The organism is Corallococcus caeni, from assembly GCF_036245865.1.
GTDB classification, from domain to species: Bacteria; Myxococcota; Myxococcia; order Myxococcales; family Myxococcaceae; genus Corallococcus; species Corallococcus caeni.
The window spans coordinates 150,521-171,093 of the sequence record NZ_BTTW01000013.1; the positions used below are offsets into that span (position 1 = coordinate 150,521).

18 protein-coding genes are annotated in these 20,573 nt (G+C 70.1%); 6 read left to right on the top strand and 12 right to left on the bottom strand.

Annotated features, from left to right (window positions below; all coding sequences use genetic code 11):
* Positions 1 to 4: 4 nt before the first annotated feature.
* The 12 genes from AABA78_RS36855 to AABA78_RS36910 form a co-directional block, all read right to left on the bottom strand.
* Entirely contained in the window at positions 5 to 292 is a 288-nt protein-coding gene (locus AABA78_RS36855; RefSeq protein ID WP_171414363.1) for a hypothetical protein, read from the bottom strand.
* Positions 293 to 450: 158 nt separating this feature from the next.
* Positions 451 to 1,941 (bottom strand): tetratricopeptide repeat protein, encoded by a 1,491-nt coding sequence (locus AABA78_RS36860; RefSeq protein WP_338270169.1) that lies wholly within the window; start codon positions 1,939 to 1,941, stop codon positions 451 to 453.
* Positions 1,938 to 5,627 carry a tetratricopeptide repeat protein gene (locus AABA78_RS36865; protein ID WP_338270170.1) on the bottom strand — a complete coding sequence of 1,230 codons (3,690 nt, stop codon included), beginning with the start codon at positions 5,625 to 5,627 and terminating at the stop codon, positions 1,938 to 1,940. The genes AABA78_RS36860 and AABA78_RS36865 overlap by 4 nt, the downstream gene beginning before the upstream one ends.
* Before the next feature lie 261 nt (positions 5,628 to 5,888).
* Positions 5,889 to 7,427 carry a tetratricopeptide repeat protein gene (locus AABA78_RS36870; RefSeq protein ID WP_338270171.1) on the bottom strand — a complete coding sequence of 513 codons (1,539 nt, stop codon included), beginning with the start codon at positions 7,425 to 7,427 and terminating at the stop codon, positions 5,889 to 5,891.
* 2 nt (positions 7,428 to 7,429) lie between these two features.
* Complete coding sequence (locus AABA78_RS36875; protein ID WP_338270172.1) at positions 7,430 to 8,659, bottom strand: outer membrane beta-barrel domain-containing protein; 1,230 nt, start codon at positions 8,657 to 8,659, stop codon at positions 7,430 to 7,432.
* 9 nt (positions 8,660 to 8,668) lie between these two features.
* Positions 8,669 to 9,487: an outer membrane beta-barrel domain-containing protein gene (locus AABA78_RS36880; RefSeq protein WP_338270173.1), complete on the bottom strand. Its 819-nt coding sequence runs from the start codon at positions 9,485 to 9,487 to the stop codon at positions 8,669 to 8,671.
* Between the two features lie 354 nt (positions 9,488 to 9,841).
* Entirely contained in the window at positions 9,842 to 10,510 is a 669-nt protein-coding gene (rplC, locus tag AABA78_RS36885) for a 50S ribosomal protein L3 (protein WP_171414376.1), read from the bottom strand.
* Positions 10,511 to 10,653: 143 nt separating this feature from the next.
* On the bottom strand, positions 10,654 to 11,424 hold the full coding sequence (locus AABA78_RS36890; protein ID WP_338270174.1) for a hypothetical protein: 771 nt from the start codon (positions 11,422 to 11,424) through the stop codon (positions 10,654 to 10,656).
* Positions 11,425 to 11,504: 80 nt separating this feature from the next.
* Positions 11,505 to 11,978 (bottom strand): hypothetical protein, encoded by a 474-nt coding sequence (locus tag AABA78_RS36895; protein ID WP_014396048.1) that lies wholly within the window; start codon positions 11,976 to 11,978, stop codon positions 11,505 to 11,507.
* 55 nt (positions 11,979 to 12,033) lie between these two features.
* A complete protein-coding gene (locus AABA78_RS36900) occupies positions 12,034 to 12,687 on the bottom strand; it encodes a HupE/UreJ family protein (RefSeq protein WP_338270175.1) in 654 nt (217 codons plus the stop codon).
* A gap of 66 nt (positions 12,688 to 12,753) precedes the next feature.
* Positions 12,754 to 13,323 carry a hypothetical protein gene (locus tag AABA78_RS36905; protein ID WP_338270176.1) on the bottom strand — a complete coding sequence of 190 codons (570 nt, stop codon included), beginning with the start codon at positions 13,321 to 13,323 and terminating at the stop codon, positions 12,754 to 12,756.
* Complete coding sequence (locus tag AABA78_RS36910) at positions 13,320 to 13,466, bottom strand: lmo0937 family membrane protein (protein WP_216619045.1); 147 nt, start codon at positions 13,464 to 13,466, stop codon at positions 13,320 to 13,322. The genes AABA78_RS36905 and AABA78_RS36910 overlap by 4 nt, the downstream gene beginning before the upstream one ends.
* A gap of 303 nt (positions 13,467 to 13,769) precedes the next feature.
* On the opposite strand from AABA78_RS36910, the gene AABA78_RS36915 reads away from it, so the two are divergent.
* From AABA78_RS36915 to AABA78_RS36940, 6 genes are all read left to right on the top strand, one after another.
* The gene (locus tag AABA78_RS36915) at positions 13,770 to 14,507 is read left to right on the top strand and encodes a lytic transglycosylase domain-containing protein (protein ID WP_338270177.1); all 738 of its coding nucleotides are present in this window, start codon (positions 13,770 to 13,772) and stop codon (positions 14,505 to 14,507) included.
* 221 nt (positions 14,508 to 14,728) lie between these two features.
* Positions 14,729 to 15,052 carry an STAS domain-containing protein gene (locus AABA78_RS36920; RefSeq protein WP_338270229.1) on the top strand — a complete coding sequence of 108 codons (324 nt, stop codon included), beginning with the start codon at positions 14,729 to 14,731 and terminating at the stop codon, positions 15,050 to 15,052.
* Between the two features lie 144 nt (positions 15,053 to 15,196).
* Positions 15,197 to 16,177: an AAA family ATPase gene (locus AABA78_RS36925; RefSeq protein ID WP_338270178.1), complete on the top strand. Its 981-nt coding sequence runs from the start codon at positions 15,197 to 15,199 to the stop codon at positions 16,175 to 16,177.
* Complete coding sequence (locus AABA78_RS36930; protein ID WP_338270179.1) at positions 16,174 to 17,154, top strand: DUF58 domain-containing protein; 981 nt, start codon at positions 16,174 to 16,176, stop codon at positions 17,152 to 17,154. Before AABA78_RS36925 ends, AABA78_RS36930 begins: the two co-directional genes overlap by 4 nt.
* Entirely contained in the window at positions 17,151 to 19,220 is a 2,070-nt protein-coding gene (locus tag AABA78_RS36935; RefSeq protein ID WP_338270181.1) for a transglutaminase TgpA family protein, read from the top strand. Before AABA78_RS36930 ends, AABA78_RS36935 begins: the two co-directional genes overlap by 4 nt.
* A 419-nt stretch (positions 19,221 to 19,639) precedes the next feature.
* Positions 19,640 to 20,527 carry an RNA polymerase factor sigma-32 gene (locus tag AABA78_RS36940; RefSeq protein WP_014396039.1) on the top strand — a complete coding sequence of 296 codons (888 nt, stop codon included), beginning with the start codon at positions 19,640 to 19,642 and terminating at the stop codon, positions 20,525 to 20,527.
* Positions 20,528 to 20,573 lie beyond the last annotated feature (46 nt).

The window sequence follows — 20,573 nt, forward strand, 5'->3', positions numbered from 1 at the left end:
CCGTCTAAAGATTGTCCGCTGACTTCTGAAGCTCCGGGTCGAAGTTCTCCCGGACCTTGATGAGGCTCTGGAAATCCGTCTTCTTGCGGTTGAGCACGTAGGAGCCTTCCGGCTTCGTGAGCTCGCCCTCCACCGCCACGTCCGTGAAATCAATCACCGTCTTCTTGCGGTACACGGTGCGATCCTCCTCCTGGATGATCTTCACCGAGTCCTTGCCGCTGTCCTGCGCCAGGGCGGGAGCCGCAGTCCCCAGTCCCGCCACCATCACCATCGCTGCCAGCAGTCGTTTCATGTGATGTCTCCGCCAGGCCCGCTTCGCGCTGTCCATTGCAGGGCTCGCACCAACTCCAAGTCCCTGGATTCTAAGGGTGTCGCCCGGCCGCTTGCACCTGGGGGGCTGGAGGCGGGAAGAAAGTTCTCGTCCTTCCCGCCAGGGCGACTGTTGTTTCTTCAGGGCGTCGGAGCAGGCGAAGGCGCCGCCTGTCCATTGCCAGACGTTTCGTCGGCGGCGGGCGCGGCCGGAGCCGCCTCCGGAGCCGCTTCGGACGCACCGGTGCTGCCTTCCGCGGGGACCTGCTCGGGCGCGTTGGCGTCCTGGGGCAGCTGGTTCATCACGGACGAACCCGCGCCCCCGGTGGCGGCCGCGTCCTTCTTGGGCTCGCCCTCCGCGTCCGCCGTGGCGGCGGCCGGAGCCGGGGCCGGCGGCGGGTTCTTGAGCATGTTCTGCAGGCCGTTCACCTTGGCGGTGATGAGCTGCTTGTCCTGGTCCGTCGAGACGGGCAGCTCCTTGCAGCGGTCCAGGAACGCGATGGCCTTCTCGAAGCCCGCGCGGTCGGACGCGTACGCCCAGCCCGCGCCGCACACCGCCTCCGGCTTGTCCGCGGCGCGCGCGAGCACCTTCTCGAACGCCTCGCCCGCGGCCACGCCCTTCTTCGGATCCATGCCCTTCTGGCCGTCCAGCGCGTACGCCAGGTACAGCTGGCCCTCCAGGCCGTCCGGCTCCAGGGACAGGGCCTTGGTGAAGGCCTTCTCCGCGCCCGCGTAGTCGCGGTAGCTCAGCGCCAGGGCGCCCAGGTTGAGGTGGCCGGGCGCGAAGGTGTCATCCAGGGACACGGCCTTCTGGAACTGGGCGAGCGCGCGCGGGCGGTCGTCCATCTTCAGGTAGATCATCCCCAGCGTGTTGGAGATGGCCGGGTCGTCCGGCGTCACCTTGCGCGCGTTGATGATCAGCAGCTCCGCCAGGCGGTACTGGCCCCGGTCGTACGCCACCAGCGCCAGCGTCTTGTACGCCTCCGGGTTGTCCTTGCTGCGCGCCAACACGCGCCGGCCCGTGGCCTCCGCCTCGTCCAGCTTGCCCGCCAGCCGGTACGTCGCGGCCAGCGCGTTGAGCACGGGCTCGTCGTGTTCGTGGCCCGGCGTCTGGAGCGCCCGGGTGTAGAGCGAGAGGGCCTCGTCCAGCTGGCCCTCGTGCCGGTGCATCAGCCCCAGGTTCATCACCGACGGCGTGTGCGCGGGGTCAAGCGTGAGGACCTGCTCGTACGCCGCGCGGGCGTCCGCCGGGCGGCCCTGCTTCTCCGCGATGACGCCCAGGTTGAACCGGGCGTTGAGCGCCTTGGGCTCCTGGGAGACGACCGCCTCGAAGCCCTTGCGCGCGGCGTCCAGGTCCCCGGCCTCGTAGGCCTTCAGGGCCTCCGCGAACTGGCCGTCGGTGTCGTCCTTCTGGGCCGGGGCGGGCGAGGGCCTGGCGGCGGCCACGGCGGCGGGCTTCTCCACCGTGTTCAGCGCGACCGGCGTGGGGCGGGGCCCCGTGGCGCAGGCCGTGGTGAAGGCGAAGGCGAAGGCCCCCGCCAGGAACATCCGCTTGGTGCGAAAGCCGTTCATCCCCGTCGTCCCCATCCCCTTCAACTGGCTGCTGATGTCGATGCTGTGGTTCGTCTTCACGGCCGCACCCCCTCGAGCAACGCGGTGGGTTCAGGCTTCGGCGCTCCGGAGCCTTCGGGCGGCCCTTCCGGCGCGGCAGGCTTCGCGCCCTCCGCGGGCACGGCCTCCGGCGCGGCAGGCGCGGCGGCGGGCTTCGGCTCCGCGGAGGCGCTGATGGGGCCGTTGAGGTCCTTCAGCACGCCCGCGGCGATGCGCGAATCACTGCTGCCCCGGTACGTCACCGGCTTCACCTGGGCGTAGGCACCCGGGCGCAGCTTGTTGATCTGATCCTGCGCGGCCAGCGTCCACTCGCTGTAGATGCCCAGCTCGTAGGCCTTCTGGAGGCCCTTCTCCAGCGCCTCGCTGGACTTCTCCTCCAGGGGCATGGCCAGGTTCTCCAGCTCCGCGCGGTACATGCTGAGCTGCTCGTCATCCAGCCCGGACGGGTCCGGCGAGTCCATGATGTTGCGAGCGAAGTCCGCGTACGCCAGGCCAATGCGGGTCAGCGCCGCGATGCCCCACTCGCCGGAGCCCGTGGCGAGCACCGCCGCGTACTCCTTCTCCACGCGCTGCATCTCCTTCTGCTTGGCCGTCAGGTCGCGGCGGATGGTGGAGACGCGCGTGAACTTGATGTCCGAGAAGCGCTTCCACGTGGGCTCCAGCGCCAGGAAGCGCGCGTGGCCGTACGCGTTGAGCACCGCGGTGTCCTTGCGCACGCTCTCCGCCAGCTTGTTCCAGCCGCGCACCAGCTCCTCCTGCGCCTTCTCCTGGCCGCGCACGTCCTTCATCTTCTGGTACGCGAGCAGCTCGTGGTACCGCGCCAGGTACGGCTGCCCCGCGACGGTGCGCGAGTCCCGGCCGTAGTCCTCCACGAAGCGGTTGAAGGCGCGGGCCGCGTCGCCCCACTTCTTCTCCTTCTCCCACACGAGGCCGATGGAGAACGCCACCTGGGGCACGTCCTTGCGGTCCTTGAAGCGCGTCAGGTAGCTGTTCCACGCGTTGACGGCCTTCTGGGACTCGCCCAGGCCGTCGTACCAGACGCCCGCGTTGAAGAGGGCGTCCGCCACCCACTCGCCCGCCGCGTCCACCTGCGCCTTGCGCTCCGCGGCCTTCTGCGCGCGCTTGGACTCCACGTCCTCCACGGCGCCCGGCGTGTCGTCCTTCTTCGCGACGGTGGTGGCCTTGGCCTTCTTCTCCTTGTCCTTCTTCGACTGCGACTCGCGAGCCTTGATGGCGGCGTCGTACTCGGCCACGAAGGACTCGGACATCGCCGCGGCCTTCTTGAACTCGGCGACCTTCTCGTAGAGGCCGGACAGCGTGTAGCGGGTCTTCAACTCGAAGTTGCTGTTCGGGTACTCCTTGAGGACGCGCTCGCCGGCGGTGATGCCCTTGTCCACCTCACCGGCCTCCTGCGCGATGACCATGGCGTAGGTGAGCGCGCGGTCCGCGTTCTCCGACTTGGGGAACTCCGTCACGAAGGCGAGGAACTCCTCGGCGGCCTTCGCCGGGTTCTTCTCCTTCTTGTAGACGACCTCGTCCACGTACTTGTACTGGCTGCCTTCCACCACGCGGGCCACGCGCAGGGCGAAGTCGGAGCCGGGCTTGGACAGCTTCTTGTTGCCCAGGAACTTGCGCGAGAGCGTGTTGAGCTCCTGCCACTCCTCGCGGCTCTCCAGCACGTACAGGGTCAGGTCCGCGGCGTCGCGCGAGCGGCGCTCCTCCGGGAACTTCTCGATGATCTCCCCGAAGCGGCGGGCCGCGTCCACGAAGTGCGCGCGGTCGTAGAGGATGACGGCCGCCTGGTAGCGCAGGTCGATCTCATCCTGGTTGCCCGGGTAGAGGGTGTTGTACGTGTCGCACGCGGCGACCAGCCGGTCCTCGAACTTCGTGAGCGCCTGCTCGGCCTGCTCCTTGGCGTCGCGCTTCACCAGCTTCTGCTTGGCGACGTCGCCCTTGTCCTTCTTCTCGTCGACCTTCTGGCCGTCCTTCAGGTCGCTCTTGGAGAGCTGGCCGCGCTCGATCTTGACCAGCTTGTCGTACGCGAGCACCGCGTTGTACGCGGCGGACTTGCGGTAGGACTCGTTGGAGACCTCCTTCGCGGAGTCGCGGTCCGGGATCTTGAACGCCACGACGGCGTCGTACTCGCCGGCGGCGGCCTCCCACTCCTCCAGGGCCCAGAGGATTTCCGCGTAGAAGAAGCGGATGTTGAAGGCGGAGTCCGCGACGAACTCCGGGTTGTCGCTGGAGGCGAACGCGTCCACGTACTGCTTGTAGATGTCGCGGGCCAGCCGGTAGGTCTCCACCTGGCGCGTCTTCTGCGCCTCCTGGTGGTACTCGGTGACCATCACGCGCATGGCCTCTTCGGTGACGCTGAAGGCGTTGCGCAGCACGCCCGCGTTGCTGGCGTTGGCGGTCCACCACTCGCCACCCGGGCGGTAGAGGTCCACCATCCGCTTCATCTCCTTGCGGACCTGCTGGCGCTGGCGGAGCCCTTCGTACGCGCGCACCACCGCCTGCTGGTACTCCGGCGCGTTCGCGCCCATGGGCGAGTCGTCGATGAGCGTGCGGTACACCAGGATGGCGCTGTCGAAGTGGCCCGCGTCCACCAGGCCCGCGGCCGTCTTGGCCAGCAGCCGGCCCTGGCGCTTCGGCGGGGCCTTCTGCTTGAAGTAGGCGAGCGCCTCCTTGGGCTGATCCAGCTGGACGTAGAAGACGGTGAGGTCGTTGAGGGCCTCCGTGCGCAGGTCGCCCAGCTCCTCGCCGCGCTGGCCCGCGTAGTCCACGACCTCGTGGAGCTTCTTCAGGCCCGCGTCCAGGTCGCCCGCGTTGAAGTCACACCAGGACAGCTTGTAGGTGGCGTAGGCGTAGATCTTCGGGACGCCGGAGTCGCGCGCCTTCTCGTAGTTCTCCTTCGCGGGCGCGAGCTTGTTGTTCTCGAAGTAGTGGTTGCCCAGCTGGATGTACGCGTCCGGGACGAACTGCGACTTCGGGAAGTCGCGGATCAGCTCCTCGTAGCGCGCCACCGCGTCCTCGCGGCGGTTGAGCTCGTAGAGGTTGTAGCCCAGGGAGAAGAGGACCTCGTCGCGGGCCGGGTAGTCCGGGTACTCGCTGAGGATGGCCTCGTAGATGCGCATCGTCTCCGCGCGGTAGCGCTCGGAGTCGCGGTGGTCCTGCTCCGGGGCGGTGGCCTTCTCGCCGCGCGCCACGGCGGCGTCGTAGGCCTTCTCCGCCGCGAGGAACCGCTCCATCTCCAGCGTGTAGAGGTACTTGGACTTCTCCCAGTAGAGCTCCGACAGGCGGTACTGCATCTCCGCCTTCTGCGTGGAGGTCTCCTGGAGCTTGGGGATGAGGCGCTTGAAGCCTTCAATGGCCTCGTCGCGCTTCTTGTCCGCCAGGGCGTCCTTCTTGGAGTCCGCGATGCGCGGCATGTCCGCGAACTTGGCCGTGGCGGGCTTCACCCGCGCCGGGCCCTTGCGCATGTCCTGGGGCGCCACGCCGGGCGGCAGCTCCGCCTTCTTCGCCTCCTGCTTCCGGGCTTCCTCCTTCTTGCTCGCGGCCTCGCCCTTCTTGCCCGCGGCCTTCGCCGAAGCGGACTTCTTCGTAGCCACCTTGCGCGGCGGTGCCGTCGTCTCCGCCGCCTCCCCCACCCCACCGGCCGCGAGCGCGACGCCCACCGCCAGTGCACCGAACCGAAGAACCACCTTCATGCGAGCTCCTGGAGAACCGCGCCTCGCCACCCTGGGAAAACTTCTGCCCAGTTGGGAGGGACGACGGAAAGTAGACGCGGGTACCCAGATTGAGAAGTGGCCCGGAACGTGCCTTGTGCCCCGGCGTACGCGATCACGCCGAGCCACCTTCCAGGACTCAACATCACGCGAAGAGGCCCCGTCCCCCGTGACGGCTGTCACGGTGGCGGGGCCTCGAAAGTGCTTCGGAGGGCTGCCGGGTGGGCTTGAGGCCTACCCCTGCTACTTCTCCTGGCGTGCGGGGCAACCCCGCTTGAGCGTGTACTGGTAGTAGCCGATCTCGTCGATCCAGAACTCGCCCTGGAAGCGCCAGTAGTTGTAGTCCGCGCCGGGCATCTTCGGGCGGTAGAGCGTCTGGCGGGTGAGCAGCGCCTTCTGGTCCACGCCCTCGGAGAAGAGGTCCTTCTCATCCAGCGCGGTCTGCACGCGGATGATCTCCGCCTGGTCGGAGAAGGTGCGGAGGTTGTCCGCGGCCTCCTTGATGCGGTTCTTGGCCAGCGTGCCGCCCACCTGGAGCAGCGTGGTGCGGATGTCCTCCAGCGACGCCACGGTCTGCGCGGCGAACGGCGTCCCGCGCCACGGGCCCTCGCTGATGGCGCGCTTCTCCTGGTCCACGCGGGAGAGGGTCCGCATGACTTCGCGGATGCGCTCGTTGTTGCGGATCCACAGGTACACCGCGCGCGGCAGGCGGCGGTTCTCGGAGGCCACCAGGTTGAAGGCGTTGATGGGCGCCACGTCCTCGCCGGTGAAGGGCTCCAGCTGCTTCGCCATGGGGCCATAGCGCTCGTCGAACGCGGCGAGCGTCGTCTTCACCTCGTCGTAGAGGCACGAGTAGTAATAGACGGTGGCCTTGAGGATCCACGACTCGGGCTGGAACGCGCCCTCGAACTGCGGCGCGTGCAGCGCCTGGAGGCTGCCCAGCGCGCCGCCGAAGTCCTCGTTCTGGAAGCGGGCGAAGCCGTTCTCGAAGAGGGCCTGGTCCCAGAAGCGCGCGTAGCGGGGCACGCCCTCGTACGCCTTCACCGCGTCCGCGTACTCGCCCCGGCGGTAGTGCACGCGACCCAGCGCCAGCAGCGCCAGCTCGCGCGTCTCCGGCAGCTCCACCTGCGGCTCCTTGGTGTTCAGCACGGCCTGGAACGCGGCGATGGCCTCCTTGTCCAGCGTGTCCCCTTCCCCGGGACGGCCCGGGAAGCGCGGGTCGGCGAGCACGGTGCCCAGCAGGTAGCGGGCCTTCGCGTAGACGCGGCTGTCGGCGGGCACGGCCTCGAGCAGCGACCGGGCCTCCTCGAAGCGCATGCGCCGCTGGCTGGCGGTGCCCACCAGGTAGTTGATGCGCGCGAGCACCTCCTTGGGCAGCGTGACCCACTGGTCGCGCACCTCGTCGGAGTAGGCCTGGTTGAGGATGCTGGGGATGAGGTTCTGCTCGTCCAGCCGCTGCTGCATGTCCACCAGCCCCTCGATGGCCTTGAGGTACGAGGGGTGCTTGGGGCCGGCGTTGACGATGGCCGCGTAGGAGATGAAGGCCGCGACGGGCAGTTCCTTCTTGGCGAAGGTCTGCGCCAGGTAGAACTCGGCCTTGCCCTTCAGGTCCGCGTCCTGCCCTTCGGCGAGCTGCGCGAAGAGGGGGGCGGCGGCGTCGAGCTGGCCCGCGTTGAAGGCGGACAGCGCGCGGTTGTACGTGCCCACGTCCTGCTGGGCGAACGCGACGGCGGGCACGGCGAGGGGCCCGAGGACGACGAGGAGTCGGAGCAGTCGGGACATGGCTAGAAGAGCACCGAGAAGCCAGCGTAGAAGCTGACGTTGTTGAGGACGTCCGACGAAGGCTCGGCGACGAGGTCCCTCCCGAGGATGATGTCCTCGCGGTAGTTCTTCTTCGTCTTCGGGTCCACGCCGTCGAACTTCGACACCTTGCAGCTGCCGCTCAGGTTGAGGCCGTCGAAGGGCTGGTTGGCCGCGCGCGCGGCCTCCAGCGCCTCGAAGTCCGCCAGGCTGCAGCCGTCCACCTTGTCCACGCGCGCGGTGTAGATGAGGTCGCGCACCTCCAGGCGGATGGCGTAGGACTCGCCGAACTGCAGGCGGAAGCCGCCGCCCACCTCACCCAGGAACTTGTTGCCGGTGTCGCCGAAGCGCGCGGGCACCTGGTACGTCTGGCCCTCCACCTCGTTCGCCACCTCCGGACGGATGAGGTGGCGCGTCTTGCCAATGCCCGCGCCGCCGCTGAGCACCACGCTGAACTGCGCCAGCGAGTTGTTGAAGAAGGCGAACTTGCCGTAGAGCGGCGTGACCTCGACGCCCGCGTACGCGCCCCACTGGAGGAGCAGCGACGACGCCGCCTGCGCCTGCTCGCGCACCTTGTCGATGAGCTCCAGGTTGAAGTCGCTCTCGTCGGAGTACCAGTTGTACTGGCCGCCCACCTGGAGGGCGAAGTTCTCCTGCAGGTGGTAGACGTAGCTCAGCGCGGAGCCCACGTGGTTGGTGAACTTGCCGTTCACCTGCACGGCGGCGGGGTACAGCACCAGCTCGTGCTTGCCCTCGTCCGCGAAGCGCTTCTTCTGGACGATGTGGACGTTGACGTTCGGGTTGTAGAGCGGCGCGCCATTCACCAGTCGCTGCTGCTGCGCGTCCGTGGTGCGCGGCGCCTCGCCGGAGCCCAGGGAGTCCAGCACCGGCGCGTCCGCGGGCGCGGTGGCGGCGGGAGCCCCGGGCTCGGAGGGCGCCGTGGACTGGGAGGACGGCGTGCTGCCCGTGTCGTCCTCCTCAGGGGTGGCGGGCGCGGCCGGACGGGCCGGCGCCGCTTCCGGCGTGGACTGGGGAACGGTGGGCGCGGCGCGCTCGGTGCGCTGACGCTCCGGCGGTTCCGCGGGTGAAGGAGAGGCCGGCGCGGTCGCATCCGGACCCGGAGCGGCCGGCGGCTGCGCCGGGGCGGCGCCTTGCGCGAACGCGAGGGCAGGCACCGCGGCGACGAGGAGCGCGATGGAACGGAAGGGTCGCATAGGAAGGGGTCAGAAGGAGAAGGTGTAGCCGAGGTCGAACTGCACCAGGTGCGTGAGGCCCGGGCTGGCCGCGGGCTCGCCGGTGGCCTTGCCGGCCTCCCAGTCGTCGCGCAGCAGGTTCACGCGGTAGCTGTCCTTGAAGATCCAGTCGCGCAGCTCCAGCCGCACGCCGTGCTGCTGGTTGATGAAGAAGCGGAAGCCCAGCGCGGCGGACACCACCGGCGCCACGCGCGACTCCTTCACCCAGTAGTTCTCCGTGGCGCTGCCCCGGTCCGTCACGTCCGTGCGGTTGTCACAGACGCCCGCGGCCCGGTCCACCACCTGGGTGCACTGGATGACCGACTGGCGCTTCAAGTTGGTGAGGCCGCCGCCCGCCCAGAGGTACGTCTGGAAGTGCACCGGGATGTCCGCGACGAGGGAGATCTTCCCGTAGATGGGAGCCCACCGCGCGCCGACGACGCCGTGCAGGCCCATCCGCCACATGTCCTCCAGCTCGTCCGTGACGCGCTTGTCCTCGCGGTCCAGGAAGGACTCGGAGATGGAGCGCGCCAGGCCCGTCTGGCGGCTGGCGGCGTAGCCCGCGCGGGCTTCCAGCGCGAACGTGTCGAAGAGGTTGTAGGCCAGCCCGACGTCGAAGAAGTAGTGCGCCGTCAGGTGCGTCTGCACTGGCAGGCCCACGGACAGGGACAGCTCCGGATGGCCCGCGGGCTTGTAGAGCCGGTTGCGGACGACCGCCGAGTCCAGGACGCCGTCTTCCTGTGCGGCGGCGCCGAGCGCCGTCAGCGAGAGGCTCAGCGCGGCGAAGACGCGAAGCGTGCGTGCTTTCATATCTCCTGCCCGGCCCGGGGGTGGGCCGTTGGGTGATCCGGAGGGCAACCCGTCTGCTTGGACGGCGAGGCTCCGGCGTGGGACAGCCATGTGAGCACGGCGCCCCTTCACCGCAAGCGGATCCCAGCGGCAGTCGGTAAAGTTTTCGCCCTTTGAGCCCAGGGCGACCAGCACTCAACGTTTCCACGGGGATGCGAGCCCTCCGGCCCCATCCACACCGCGAAGGAGCCCGCGCGCGCACGCGCATGCAGCGGAGGCTGGAAACGACGAACGCCCCGCCCGGGACCCGAAGGTGCCGGAAGCGGGGCGTTGAACGGGGCGCGGTGAAGCGCCCCGGCGTCAGCGGCTCAAGAACTACTTCGCGGCCTTGTGCTGCGCGCGCATGGCCACCTTGATGGAGGGACGCACGATGACGATGCCGTCGTTGTGGCCGGCGACCGCGCCCTTCACGAGCACGAGGCCCTTCTCCACGTCCACGTCCACCACGGTCAGGTTCTGCGTGGTGACGCGCTCGACGCCGTAGTGACCCGGCATCTTCTTGTTCGGGTACGTACGGCCCGGCGTCTTACGCTGACCGATGGCGCCCGGGTGACGCTGATACTCGTGCGTACCGTGGGTCTTGGTCTGCGAACCCTTGAAGCTCCAGCGGCGCATGACGCCGGAGAAGCCGCGACCCTTGGTGATGCCGGTGACGTCCACCAGCTCGCCCTTGGCGAACATGTCCGCCTTGATGGCGTCGCCCACGTTGAAGCCCGCGGCCTCCTCGGCCGTGACGCGGAACTCACGCAGGTGGCGGCGCGGCGTGGCGCTGGCCTTCTTGAAGAAGCCGAGCTGCGGCTTGTTCAGGATCTTCTCGCGAATCGCGCCGAAGCCCACGGTCACCGCGGAGTACTGATCCTTCTCCGGGGTGCGCTTGCCGACCACCAGACAGGTGTTGACGTCGATGACCGTCACCGGAACGAGGTTGCCCTCGTCGTTGAACACCTGGGTCATGCCGATCTTCTTGCCAATCAGACCCTTCACGTCGTCCTCACAGCGAGCGCCCGTGGCGCTGAAAGCCCAATGAAATCAATGAACTGGCCTACACGCGTCCCCGCGGCCGCCAGGAAGCGGCGCAAGATAGCAAACACGTCCCCTACGTCAAGCACCAAGGGTGGGCGTCCCCCTCACTGCGCGACATCCAACCGCGGGTAGTAGGAGTCGAGCTGCTTATCCGCGATGCGCTGGGCATACACCTCTTCGCCGAGGAGGAACAGGGCTTGATCCAGATAATCTTCCGCGCCCTTGATCTCCTCCTCCTTGGCGGCGATGGCCTGGTCGATCTCCGCCATCCGGGCGTCGTGCTGGAGCTTCTGCTCCGCGGCGGCGTCCTCCAGCTCGATCAGGCGCTTGTGCGCCAGGATGCCCGCCGCGCCGGGCTGACCGGGGGTGGGCGTGAGGGCGGTGGCCAGCTGGGCCTCCCAGTCCTCGACCTCGCGGGCCAGGCGCATCTGGGCGATGCGGTTCTTCTTCAGGTTCTGCCGGGCGGTGTCCAGCTTCACCGGATCCTGGGTGGTCATCTCCAGGTCCGCGAGCTTCGCCTCCAGCTTCTTGAGGCCCGCGACGGCGTAGCGCAGGTCGGCGCGGCGCGTGTCCAGCGTCTTGCGCAGCCCCTTCACCTTGCCTTCCACGGCCGTCACGGCCTTCTGGAACCGGCCGGTGATCTCCTTCTGGGCGGCGCACTCGTCCTCGTGCTGCGCCATGAAGTCCTGATAGGCCACGTCCTCGTCGTTCATCTCCGCTTCCAGCGCCGCCAGCTCGTCCCGGCGCGCCTCCAGCACCTCTTCGGCGCGGTAGACGCGTTCCATGGAGCGGGGGCAGTTCGGCTTGCCCGGGAGGACGTCCCGGGCCAGGTCGCCGAGCTGGAAGATGAGATCGTTGTAGCTCTCCTTCGCCATGGGCGGAGTCATACGCCCAAGACGCCAGGACTGTCACCGGCCGAGCGCATCCGAAAAAGCGCCCGGCCCGGCCCTCCTCCTCAGGAGTCCGCGGGGGCCGCGACAGCCTGGGACTCGCCCCGCCGCACCGCCGCCAGGGCACCTTCCGCCAGGGCGAGCAGCTCCCGGGCGCGGTCCTGCTCCTCGGTGCGGTTCAGTTCGCACACCCACGCGGACGACAGGTCCGCGTGCTGGCGCGCCATCTCCGCGGTGGTCTCGTAGCGCGCGGCCGACGCGCGGGCGAAGGCCCCCTCGCGGCGCAGCTCCAGCACCGTGTCGGGATCCAGATCGATCTCCTCTGGAGGCACCGGCAGCGGCCCGCGTCCCAGCGCCGCCAGACGGGCCAGCAGCCGGGACGCATGGGCGCGGCAGAACGCGGCCAGGACCATCAGGCGCGCCCGGACCCGCGCATCGTTCATGCGCTCCGCCAGCCCCGTCATGCGACGAGCTGACACCACTTCCGCCTCCCACGCGGCGGCCAGTGCAGCGGCCAGCCGGGTATGCCTCGCACCCATCAGCGTCCCTCCCCCACCCTCGTCAGACGCAAGCTAGGAACGCTGCTGGGGCAATTCAACCGACCGCGCGAGCAACCATCCAATAAAGCCCCACCCCCGCGAGGCAGATGGATGACAGGCGCACAACTTTCGAGTGCAACCGGGGTCTGCGCTGGACGATGCGCAGCACGGGGACCAGGAAGGCCACCACCACCGCCTGCCCCACCTCCACGCCCAGGTTGAAGCCAACGAGCGCCGACAGCCCGGAGCCCCCCAGCTCGTAGCCGCCGAGCACGCTCGCGAAGCCCAGCCCGTGCACCAGGCCGAACAGGAAGGTGAGCCCCGCGCGGTGTCCATGCCGGCGCAGGAGCAGGTTCTCCAGCGCCATGTAGAGGATGGAGGCAGCGATCGCGGCCTCGGCCCACCGCGTGTCCCGCGCGCTCAGCGTCAGGAAGCCCAGCGCGGTGATGGCCAGCGTGAGCGAGTGCGCCAGCGTGAAGGACGTCACCAGCAGGAGGATCCGCCGGAACGAGCCGCCCACCAGCAATACGGCGAAGAGGAACAGGAGGTGATCCGCGCCCGCCAGGATGTGGCGGATGCCCTCGCCCACCCAGCCAGCGAAGCCGTCCACCGCCGCGGGCGCGACCTCCACCTCATGGGCGTGCACGGCGGCCGGCCCCAGCAGGACCAGGGCCAACACCACCACCCGGGCTGCGGGGAACGGCTTCATCGCGCGAGGCAGCCTGCCCTCCGCGCGCCCCACGCGTCCACTCCGGGATGAATCAGCCGGGCCTGCCTACTCGCGCACGAACTCCAGGTGCACCTGCTGGCGGCCGGAGAGCCCGCCGTGGTGCGCGCCGCAGCGCGGACAGACCATGGGCTGATCCCATTCCCACGACGCCTGCACCTCTTCCCCGCAGCAGACCATGGGGAGCGTGCGCAGCAGCTCCTCGTCCGGAGGCAGCGGCCGGGGCAGCGGCTCCGGCGCCACCGACACGAAGGTGGGCCGCGGGTTCTGCGACAGCGTGCGCTGCACGTACGCCAGCTGCTCGTACCGCACGTGGTTCGCCCACGCGCGCGCCATCTGCTCCACGTGCGCGGACTGATCCGGCGTGAGCCACGCGTCCGGCAGCGCGCGGTGGCCGCAGTACAGGCAGTGCCACGCGGGCAGCTCCTCCACCGTGTACGCCTCGTGGAGGTTCTCGAAGGGGAAGTAGCCCGCGAGCAGCCGCTGAAGCATCCCCGCGTCGTGGCGGCTGGGCCGCGTCTTGAAGGAGCGCTGGCAGCGGGGACATTCGCGCCGCACGAAGCCCGCCTTGTCCCTCGGCAGCTCCAGCCACGCCATGTCCAGCTCCGGCAGGTTCACGCCAGCCCCCGCCGGCGCCCCAGCGACGCGACGCCCAGCACGAACGCGATGAGCGAGAACACCAGGAGGAGGTGCACCCACTGCCCCTCCGTCGAACCGGTGATCAGCCCCATCACCCACAACACCATCAAGATGATGCCCATGGTCCAGTACACGCCACGCCTCCCGCCACACAGGGCCCAAGAATGAGACCGGGCGCAAGCTAGGAACGCGGAGGCAGCGCGGCAACAGGTGGAGGTTTCTGCAGGGTCAGGTTGGGAAACAAACTTCCCAGGCCGGGCATTTTTTCCGGCCACCGTGAGCCGCGCCGGACCTGTTTCAGGCCCTCTCTTAAGGATCCGTGAGGCAGCCAGCGCACGCTACGTACGCTGGCACGTTGCCTGCTTAGCCGCTGGGTGTGGGCGAGTCAGCGGGCGCGGGGAGTTGGGGCGCCAGGGGAGGGCGAGATGCGGGGCTGGACGGTGGCGATGGCGGCGGCGGTGGTGCTGGTGGGGACGAACGCGGTGGCTTTCCCGGTGCAGGTGCCGGTGGGTGCGCAGGGTGAGGCGCCGGACGTCGCGGCCCTGAGGGCGCAGCTGGCGGAGAAGGACGCGCAGCTCAAGGCGGCCCTGGCCCGCCTGCAGCAGTACGAGGACGAGGCGGACTACCTCCGCGCGGAGCAGATGGGCGTGGCCGAGGCCGTGCGCGCCTCCGGGCTCCCCGAGCGGCAGCAGCGCCGGCTGGCGGTCTCCATCGTCCGCGAGGCGGAGCGCAACAACCTGGATCCGCTGCTGGTGGTGGCGCTGATCCGCTGCGAGTCCTCCTTCAACAACTACGCGGTGTCCGGGGTGGGCGCCATGGGCCTCATGCAGGTGATGCCGGACACGGGCAAGTACCTGGCGGAGAAGTCCGGCTACAAGCTGGGCCGCCACACCAACCTCTTCGACTTCGAAACGAACGTGAACCTGGGCACGGCCTACCTGGCGGACCTGATCAGCCGCTTCGGCACCGTGGAGGGCGCGCTCGTCGCCTACAACGCGGGCCCCGGGCTGGCCAAGCGCATCCTGGCCAAGAAGGAGAACCGGGTGAAGTTCATGGCCGGCTACCCCGCCAAGGTCGTGAAGGAGTTCCGCAAGCTGAAGGCCCAGCAGGAGCGCGCCATCAGCCTGCGTGCCGAGCAGACGACAACCGACCGCAAGGGTTGACCGCTGCGTGACACGCGCTTCGCTTGGTCGCCAACACTCCGGCCGAAGTTGCAAGCCCGCCACTGACTGAATCTTCCGGAAGGGTGCAGTGTTGGATCCGGCTGTGCACCCCCACGACGCGTGGGGCCCCCCCGGACCATTCGTGGTCCGGAACGTGTCTCAGTCGCCAATTCACCATCGCAGGCGGCACACACGTGCACACCTCAGCGGGAGCGCGCAACATGACGGGGCTTCAGATTCATCAGGAAGAGGCGGCGGGTCGGATCACCCTGCGCCTGGAAGGAACGCTGGACGGCCGCACGGCCCAGGAGCTGCGCAACTCGCTCCAGGCGCTGAGCCAGAGCGAGGTCGTCCTGGACTTCGCGCACCTGCGGGAGTTCAAGGACAGCGCGGTGGGCGTCCTGACCCACGGCCTGAAGGACAGCGCCGTGCAGCTGCGCGGGCTGGCCACGCACCACGAGCGGATGTTCCGCTACTTCGGCGTGCTGTCCTCGCCGGCGACGCACCGGGCGTACTACACGCCCGAGGACATCCTGTCCGCCTGAGTCACGGGTAGGGCCCTCCGGGCCGCGTGCATCCCCGGAAAGCAGTGGTCCGCGCCCCCAGGGCAGGCGGCCATCCGGCGTGGAACACGGACGACCTGGAGGGGTGCCGGCTTGCGGTCGCCTGGGCTACAGTCCGCGCCCAGGATGACCCAGCCCGCTCGCGTCCTCGGACCCGCTCCCTCCCCTGCTTCCGCACGCGCGGTGATGGAGCGGCTCGCCGCCCAGCTTGGCCGCGCCGTGCAGGGCAAGCCCGAGGAGGTCCGGCGGGTCGTCACCTGCGTGGTGGCCGGCGGGCACCTGCTCCTGGAGGACATGCCCGGCGTGGGCAAGACGACGCTGGCGGAGGCGCTGGCCCGCGCGTGCGCCCTGTCCTTCGCCCGCATCCAGTTCACCGCGGACCTGCTGCCGGCGGACATCCTGGGCACGCAGGTGTTCCACGCGCAGACGGCCACCTTCTCCTTCCGGCCCGGGCCGCTGTTCCGGCAGCTGGTGCTGGCGGACGAGCTCAACCGCGCCCCGCCGCGCACCCAGTCCGCCCTCCTGGAGGGCATGGCCCAGGGCCAGGTGTCGCTGGACGGGCAGACGCATCCCTTGCCCTCGCCCTTCACCGTGGTGGCCACCCAGAACCCGGTGGACTTCTCCGGCACCTATCCCCTGCCGGACTCGCAGCTGGACCGCTTCCTCGTGCGCCTGTCGCTGGGCCACCCGGCGCCGGACGTGGAGGCGCGCCTGCTCACCACGCGCGGCGCGGCGTCCCCGCTGCCGTCGGTGGAGGCGGTGACGGGGCCGGAGGAGCTCGCGTCGCTGCGCGACTTCGTCCAGGACGTGAAGCTGGAAGCGGCGGTGGCGGACTACGTGGTGCGGCTGGCGCGGGCCACGCGCGAGCACGGCGACCTGGAGCGCGGCGCCTCCACGCGCGCGGTGCTGGCGCTGGGGTCCGCGGCCCGGGCCCAGGCCCTGTGGGAGGGCCGCGACTTCGTCACCCCCGGCGACGTGCGCGCCATGCTGGTGCCCTGCTGGGCGCACCGCGTGCTCTTGCGGAGCGCCGTGCAGGGCGTGTCCGCGCGGGACGAGGCGGCGCACCTGGTGGAGGAGATCGCCCGCAAGGTGGCGGCGCCCCGGTGAAGGCCCCCGCCCGTCCCTCCTTCAAGGCGCGGCTGCGCGCCTTCCTCCGTCCGCCGCGCACGCTGTCGGTGACGAAGACGGGCCGCACGTACCTGGTGGTGACGTTCGGCGTGGGGCTGGGCGCGCTCAACACGGGCAACAACCTGCTCTACCTGCTGCTGGGCCTGCTGCTCAGCATGGTGGTGGTGTCCGGCGTGCTGTCGGAGCGCTGCCTGCGCGACCTGACGGTGCGCCGGGTGGGCGCGGACGCGGCCTTCGCGCGCGAGCCCTTCGCCTACCGCTGGGCGGTGTCGCGCAAGGCGGGCCACGGCTTCGCGCTGACGTTCTCCGAGGACCTCTCCCCGCTCACCGGCACCGGGAAGCTGGGGCACCTGCACGCAGGCAAGGAGCACATCGTCCGGGCGGACCTGGCCGCGCCCCACCGGGGCCCCGTGAGCCTGTCCGGCGTGCGCGTCACCACGACGTGGCCCCTGGGCCTGTTCGCCAAGACGCGCGTGTTCTCCCTGGAGGGGATGCTGCTCGTGTACCCGCGCCGGGGCTACGCCTGCAAGGAGCCGGGGCCCGCGGAGAAGGGCCCGCGCGGAGAGGCGGGCAGCCCGCGCCACCTGGACGGCACCGGTGACGTCGCGGGCCTGCGCGAGCTTGCCGCGAACGAGGACGCGCGCCGCATCCACTGGCTGAAGAGCGCCGCGGCGGGGCGCCTGCTGAAGGTGGAGCGCGAGCGCGAGGAGCGCCGCGTCTGGAAGCTCGCGCTGGAGACGGGCCTCACGGGCGACGCGCTGGAGCGCCGCTGCGAGGAGGTCGCCGCCCAGGCGCACCAGCTGCTGGACGCAGGGCACGAGGTCGGCCTCCAGCTCCCGGAGCGCACGCTGCGCCCGGCGGCGGGGGCCTCGCAGGAGCGCCGCATCCTCCAGGCGCTCGCGTGGGTGGGCTTCGAGGACGCGGACGCTGGGGCGGACTCCCGGGAGGCCGCGTGAAGCGCCCCTTGAGGCTGCGGCTCGTCCTGCGCGACCTGGCGGCGGGCTCCGCCTTCGGCGCGATGGCCGTGTCCGGGCAGCTCCCCCTGTGGGCGCTGGGCCTCTTCCTGGGGGCGCTGGTGCTGGCGCTGTGCGACGTGCGGCTCGTCGCGCGCCACTCGCGCCTGTCCGCGCTGGGGCTGCTGGTGGCGGCGGTGCTCCTGGGCCTCCAGCTGACGTCCGGCGCGATGAACGCGGTGGTGGCCGCGTGCTCCTTCGCGGGCCTCATCGCCGCGCAGCGGATGCTGTCCACGCCGGACGCCGCGGCGGAGGGCCAGACGCACCTGACGGGCCTGCTGATGGTGGCCGGTGGCGCGGCGCTGTCGGGCGACATGACGTACGCGCTGTGCCTCATCGCCTTCGGGGTGCTGGCCAGCCTGTCGTTGGCGCTGGGCGTGGTGGAGGCGGCGGTGCCGGACGGCGAGCCCGTGCCGGTGCGCGCGGTGATGCGGCCGCTGTCCGCGGGCCTGGCGTTCGCGGTCGCCGGCGCGGTGGCCTTCTTCGTCCTCTTCCCGCGCCTCAACTGGGCCATGGTGGGGCCGCGCTCGGCGCCGGGCCTGGGCGCGGTGAGCAGCGCGGGCTACTCCAACACCGTGCGGCTGGGCGGCGCGGGCACCATCAAGGGCAACCCGCGCGTGGTGCTGCGCGCCACGCTCACGCCGGATCCGGAGCGCGACGCGCTGGACGCCTACTGGGTGGGCCGCACCTACGACACCTTCGACGGCATGGAGTGGGCGAACGTCGTCGGCGCGAAGCAGACCGAGCGGCAGATCACCCTGCGCCCCGCCAGCGACACGCTCCTGCACCAGCGCATTGAGCTTTTGCCCGCCTACGGCGCCCGCACGCTCATCGCCCTGGAGATGCCCTCGCGCCTGGGCAACGCCATGGCCCACACGCCCACCGGCACCCGGAGCAGCCCCGTGCAGCTCCAGGGCGGCGGCGAGGTGCGCTTCACCATCGCCGCGCCGTCGTACACCTACGAGGCCTACAGCCTGCCCCCTGACGCCAGGACGGGCATGTCCGCCGGCCTGGTTCAGGCGGAGCGCGACCAGCTCCTGGCGGTGCCGGAGCACCTGGATCCGCGCGTGGCCCGGCTCGCGGCGCAGGTGCTCCAGGGGGAGAAGGAGCCGCTGGCCGCGGCGCGCAAGCTCGCGGCCTTCCTGCAGCGGGACTACGCGTACACGCTGGAGCAGGCAGGCACCCCGGAGGATCCGCTGGCGGACTTCCTCTTCGTGCGCAAGGCGGGGCACTGCGAGCACTTCGCCACCGCGCTCACGCTGATGCTGCGCACCCAGGGCATCGGGGCGCGGCTCGCCACGGGCTTCTACGGCGGCACGCGCGTGGACGGCGGCTACCTGGTTCGCGCGGGGGACGCGCACGCGTGGACGCACGTGCTCGTGCCGGGGCGGGGCTTCGTCACCGTGGACGCGACGCCGCCGTCGAACCGCACGAGCCAGGGCTCCGTGCTGCTGGAGAAGCTGCTCGCCTTCTATGAAGCGGTGGAGGCGCGCTGGCGCAACTCCGTCGTCGACTACTCCTTCCGAGACCAGTTCGAGCTGGCGAGCGCCCTGGTCCGCCCGCCGCGCCGCCCGGCCGGGTCCCCCGCGAACGAAGCCCCCAGCCGCCTGCCCCCACCGCGCGCGTGGGTGACGGCCGCCGTCGTGGCCTTCGTCGTCTGGCGCGCGGCCCGCTTCGCCTCCCGCTGGACGGGCCGCGCCCCCACGCTGGAGGCCACGCGCTTCCTCGACCGGGTGGACGCGCTGCTCCAGCGCGCCCACGTGCCGCGCATGGAACAGGAGACGCTGGAGGACCTGACCACGCGCCTGGCGCGCGACGGCCACCCGCTGGCGCTGGCGATGACACCCCTCACCCGCCGCTACCTGGAGGCCCGCTTCGGCGGCCGGGCCCTGCGTGAGGGGGAGGCCGAGCACCTGCTCGCCACCCTGCGCCGCGCGCTGGACGCCGAAGCCGCCCGCCGCGCCGTGAAGCCGGCCGGCCAGGCAGGCCCTACCGCCCGCGCATCCTGAGCGGAAGAGAAGTGCCCTCCGGGAGGAAGCTGGCTTCCGTCGCCGGTCGCCCGCCCTCCCCAGGAACGCCCAGCCGAGGTGGAGAAATGTCGCCACTGTCGGCCTGCGTCGCCATTAAGCCTTTCAGCGAACCCGCTTCGCGAAAGCCAGCGCGACGTGCGCTCGAGGGCCGTGAGCCGTGCATTTTCTCCCCTCCCAGACCCGCGGATTTCCTCTCGGCCACGGGTAACGGTTACAGACCGTTCCCGGAAGGCGCGGGTCTGCGTCTTCCAACCCCTCGGAGACACACGCGAATACATCCGACCCTGGTTGGCATCCCGGTTGCTCAGGGCAGACACGTCAAGTTGTAGGACTTGAACCCAGAGCACCTTTCAAGCGCCTCCGCCGCGGCAGGAGGCCCCGATTTGGAGAACCCATCCATGCAGGCTTCGACCGAGCAGTCGTCCAACTCCGGCTCCCTCGCGATGTACCTCTCGGAGATCAACCAGTACTCGCTCCTGAAGGTGGAGGAGGAGCAGGAGCTGGCGCGCCGGTTCATCAAGGGAGACCTGGCCGCGGGTCACCGGCTGGTGACCAGCAACCTGCGCTTCGTGGTGAAGGTCTCCTACGAGTACCGCTCCTACGGCATCAAGATGTCGGACCTCATCCAGGAGGGGAATATCGGCCTGATGAAGGCGGTGCAGAAGTTCGATCCGGACAAGGGCATCCGCCTCATCTCGTACGCGGTGTGGTGGATCCGCGCGTACATCCAGAACTACATCCTGAAGAGCTGGTCGCTGGTGAAGCTTGGGACCACGCAGGCGCAGCGCAAGCTGTTCTTCAGTCTGGCGCGCACGCGCCGGGAGCTGGAGAAGCTGGGCAGCGGCGAGGCCGTGGTGAACGTGGATGAGATTGCCCGCAAGCTCCATGTGAAGCCGGGCGAGGTCCGGGAGATGGAGCAGCGCATGGGCGGCCGGGATTTGTCCCTGGACGCGCCCATGGGCGAGGACGGCGGCAACAGCCACGTGGACTTCGTGGTGAGCGCCGCGGCGCCCCAGGACGACGAGTTCGCGGACAAGGAGGAGGCGGGCCTCATCAACAACCGCGTCCGCACCGCCCTCATGCGCCTGGATCCGCGCGAGCGCTTCATCATCGAGCAGCGCGTGATGAACGAGCGCCCCATGACGCTCAAGGAGCTGGGCGAGCACTTCGGCTTCTCCCGCGAGCGCGCGCGCCAGCTGGAGATCCGCGCCAAGGACAAGCTCAAGTCGGAGCTGGCCGCCCTCATGGCGGAGGTGGATCCGGAGACGCTGGCCGCCCAGGGCTGAGGCTGTTTTCGCACCCCGGCGGAGACCCTGCTACAACAGGCCCCCT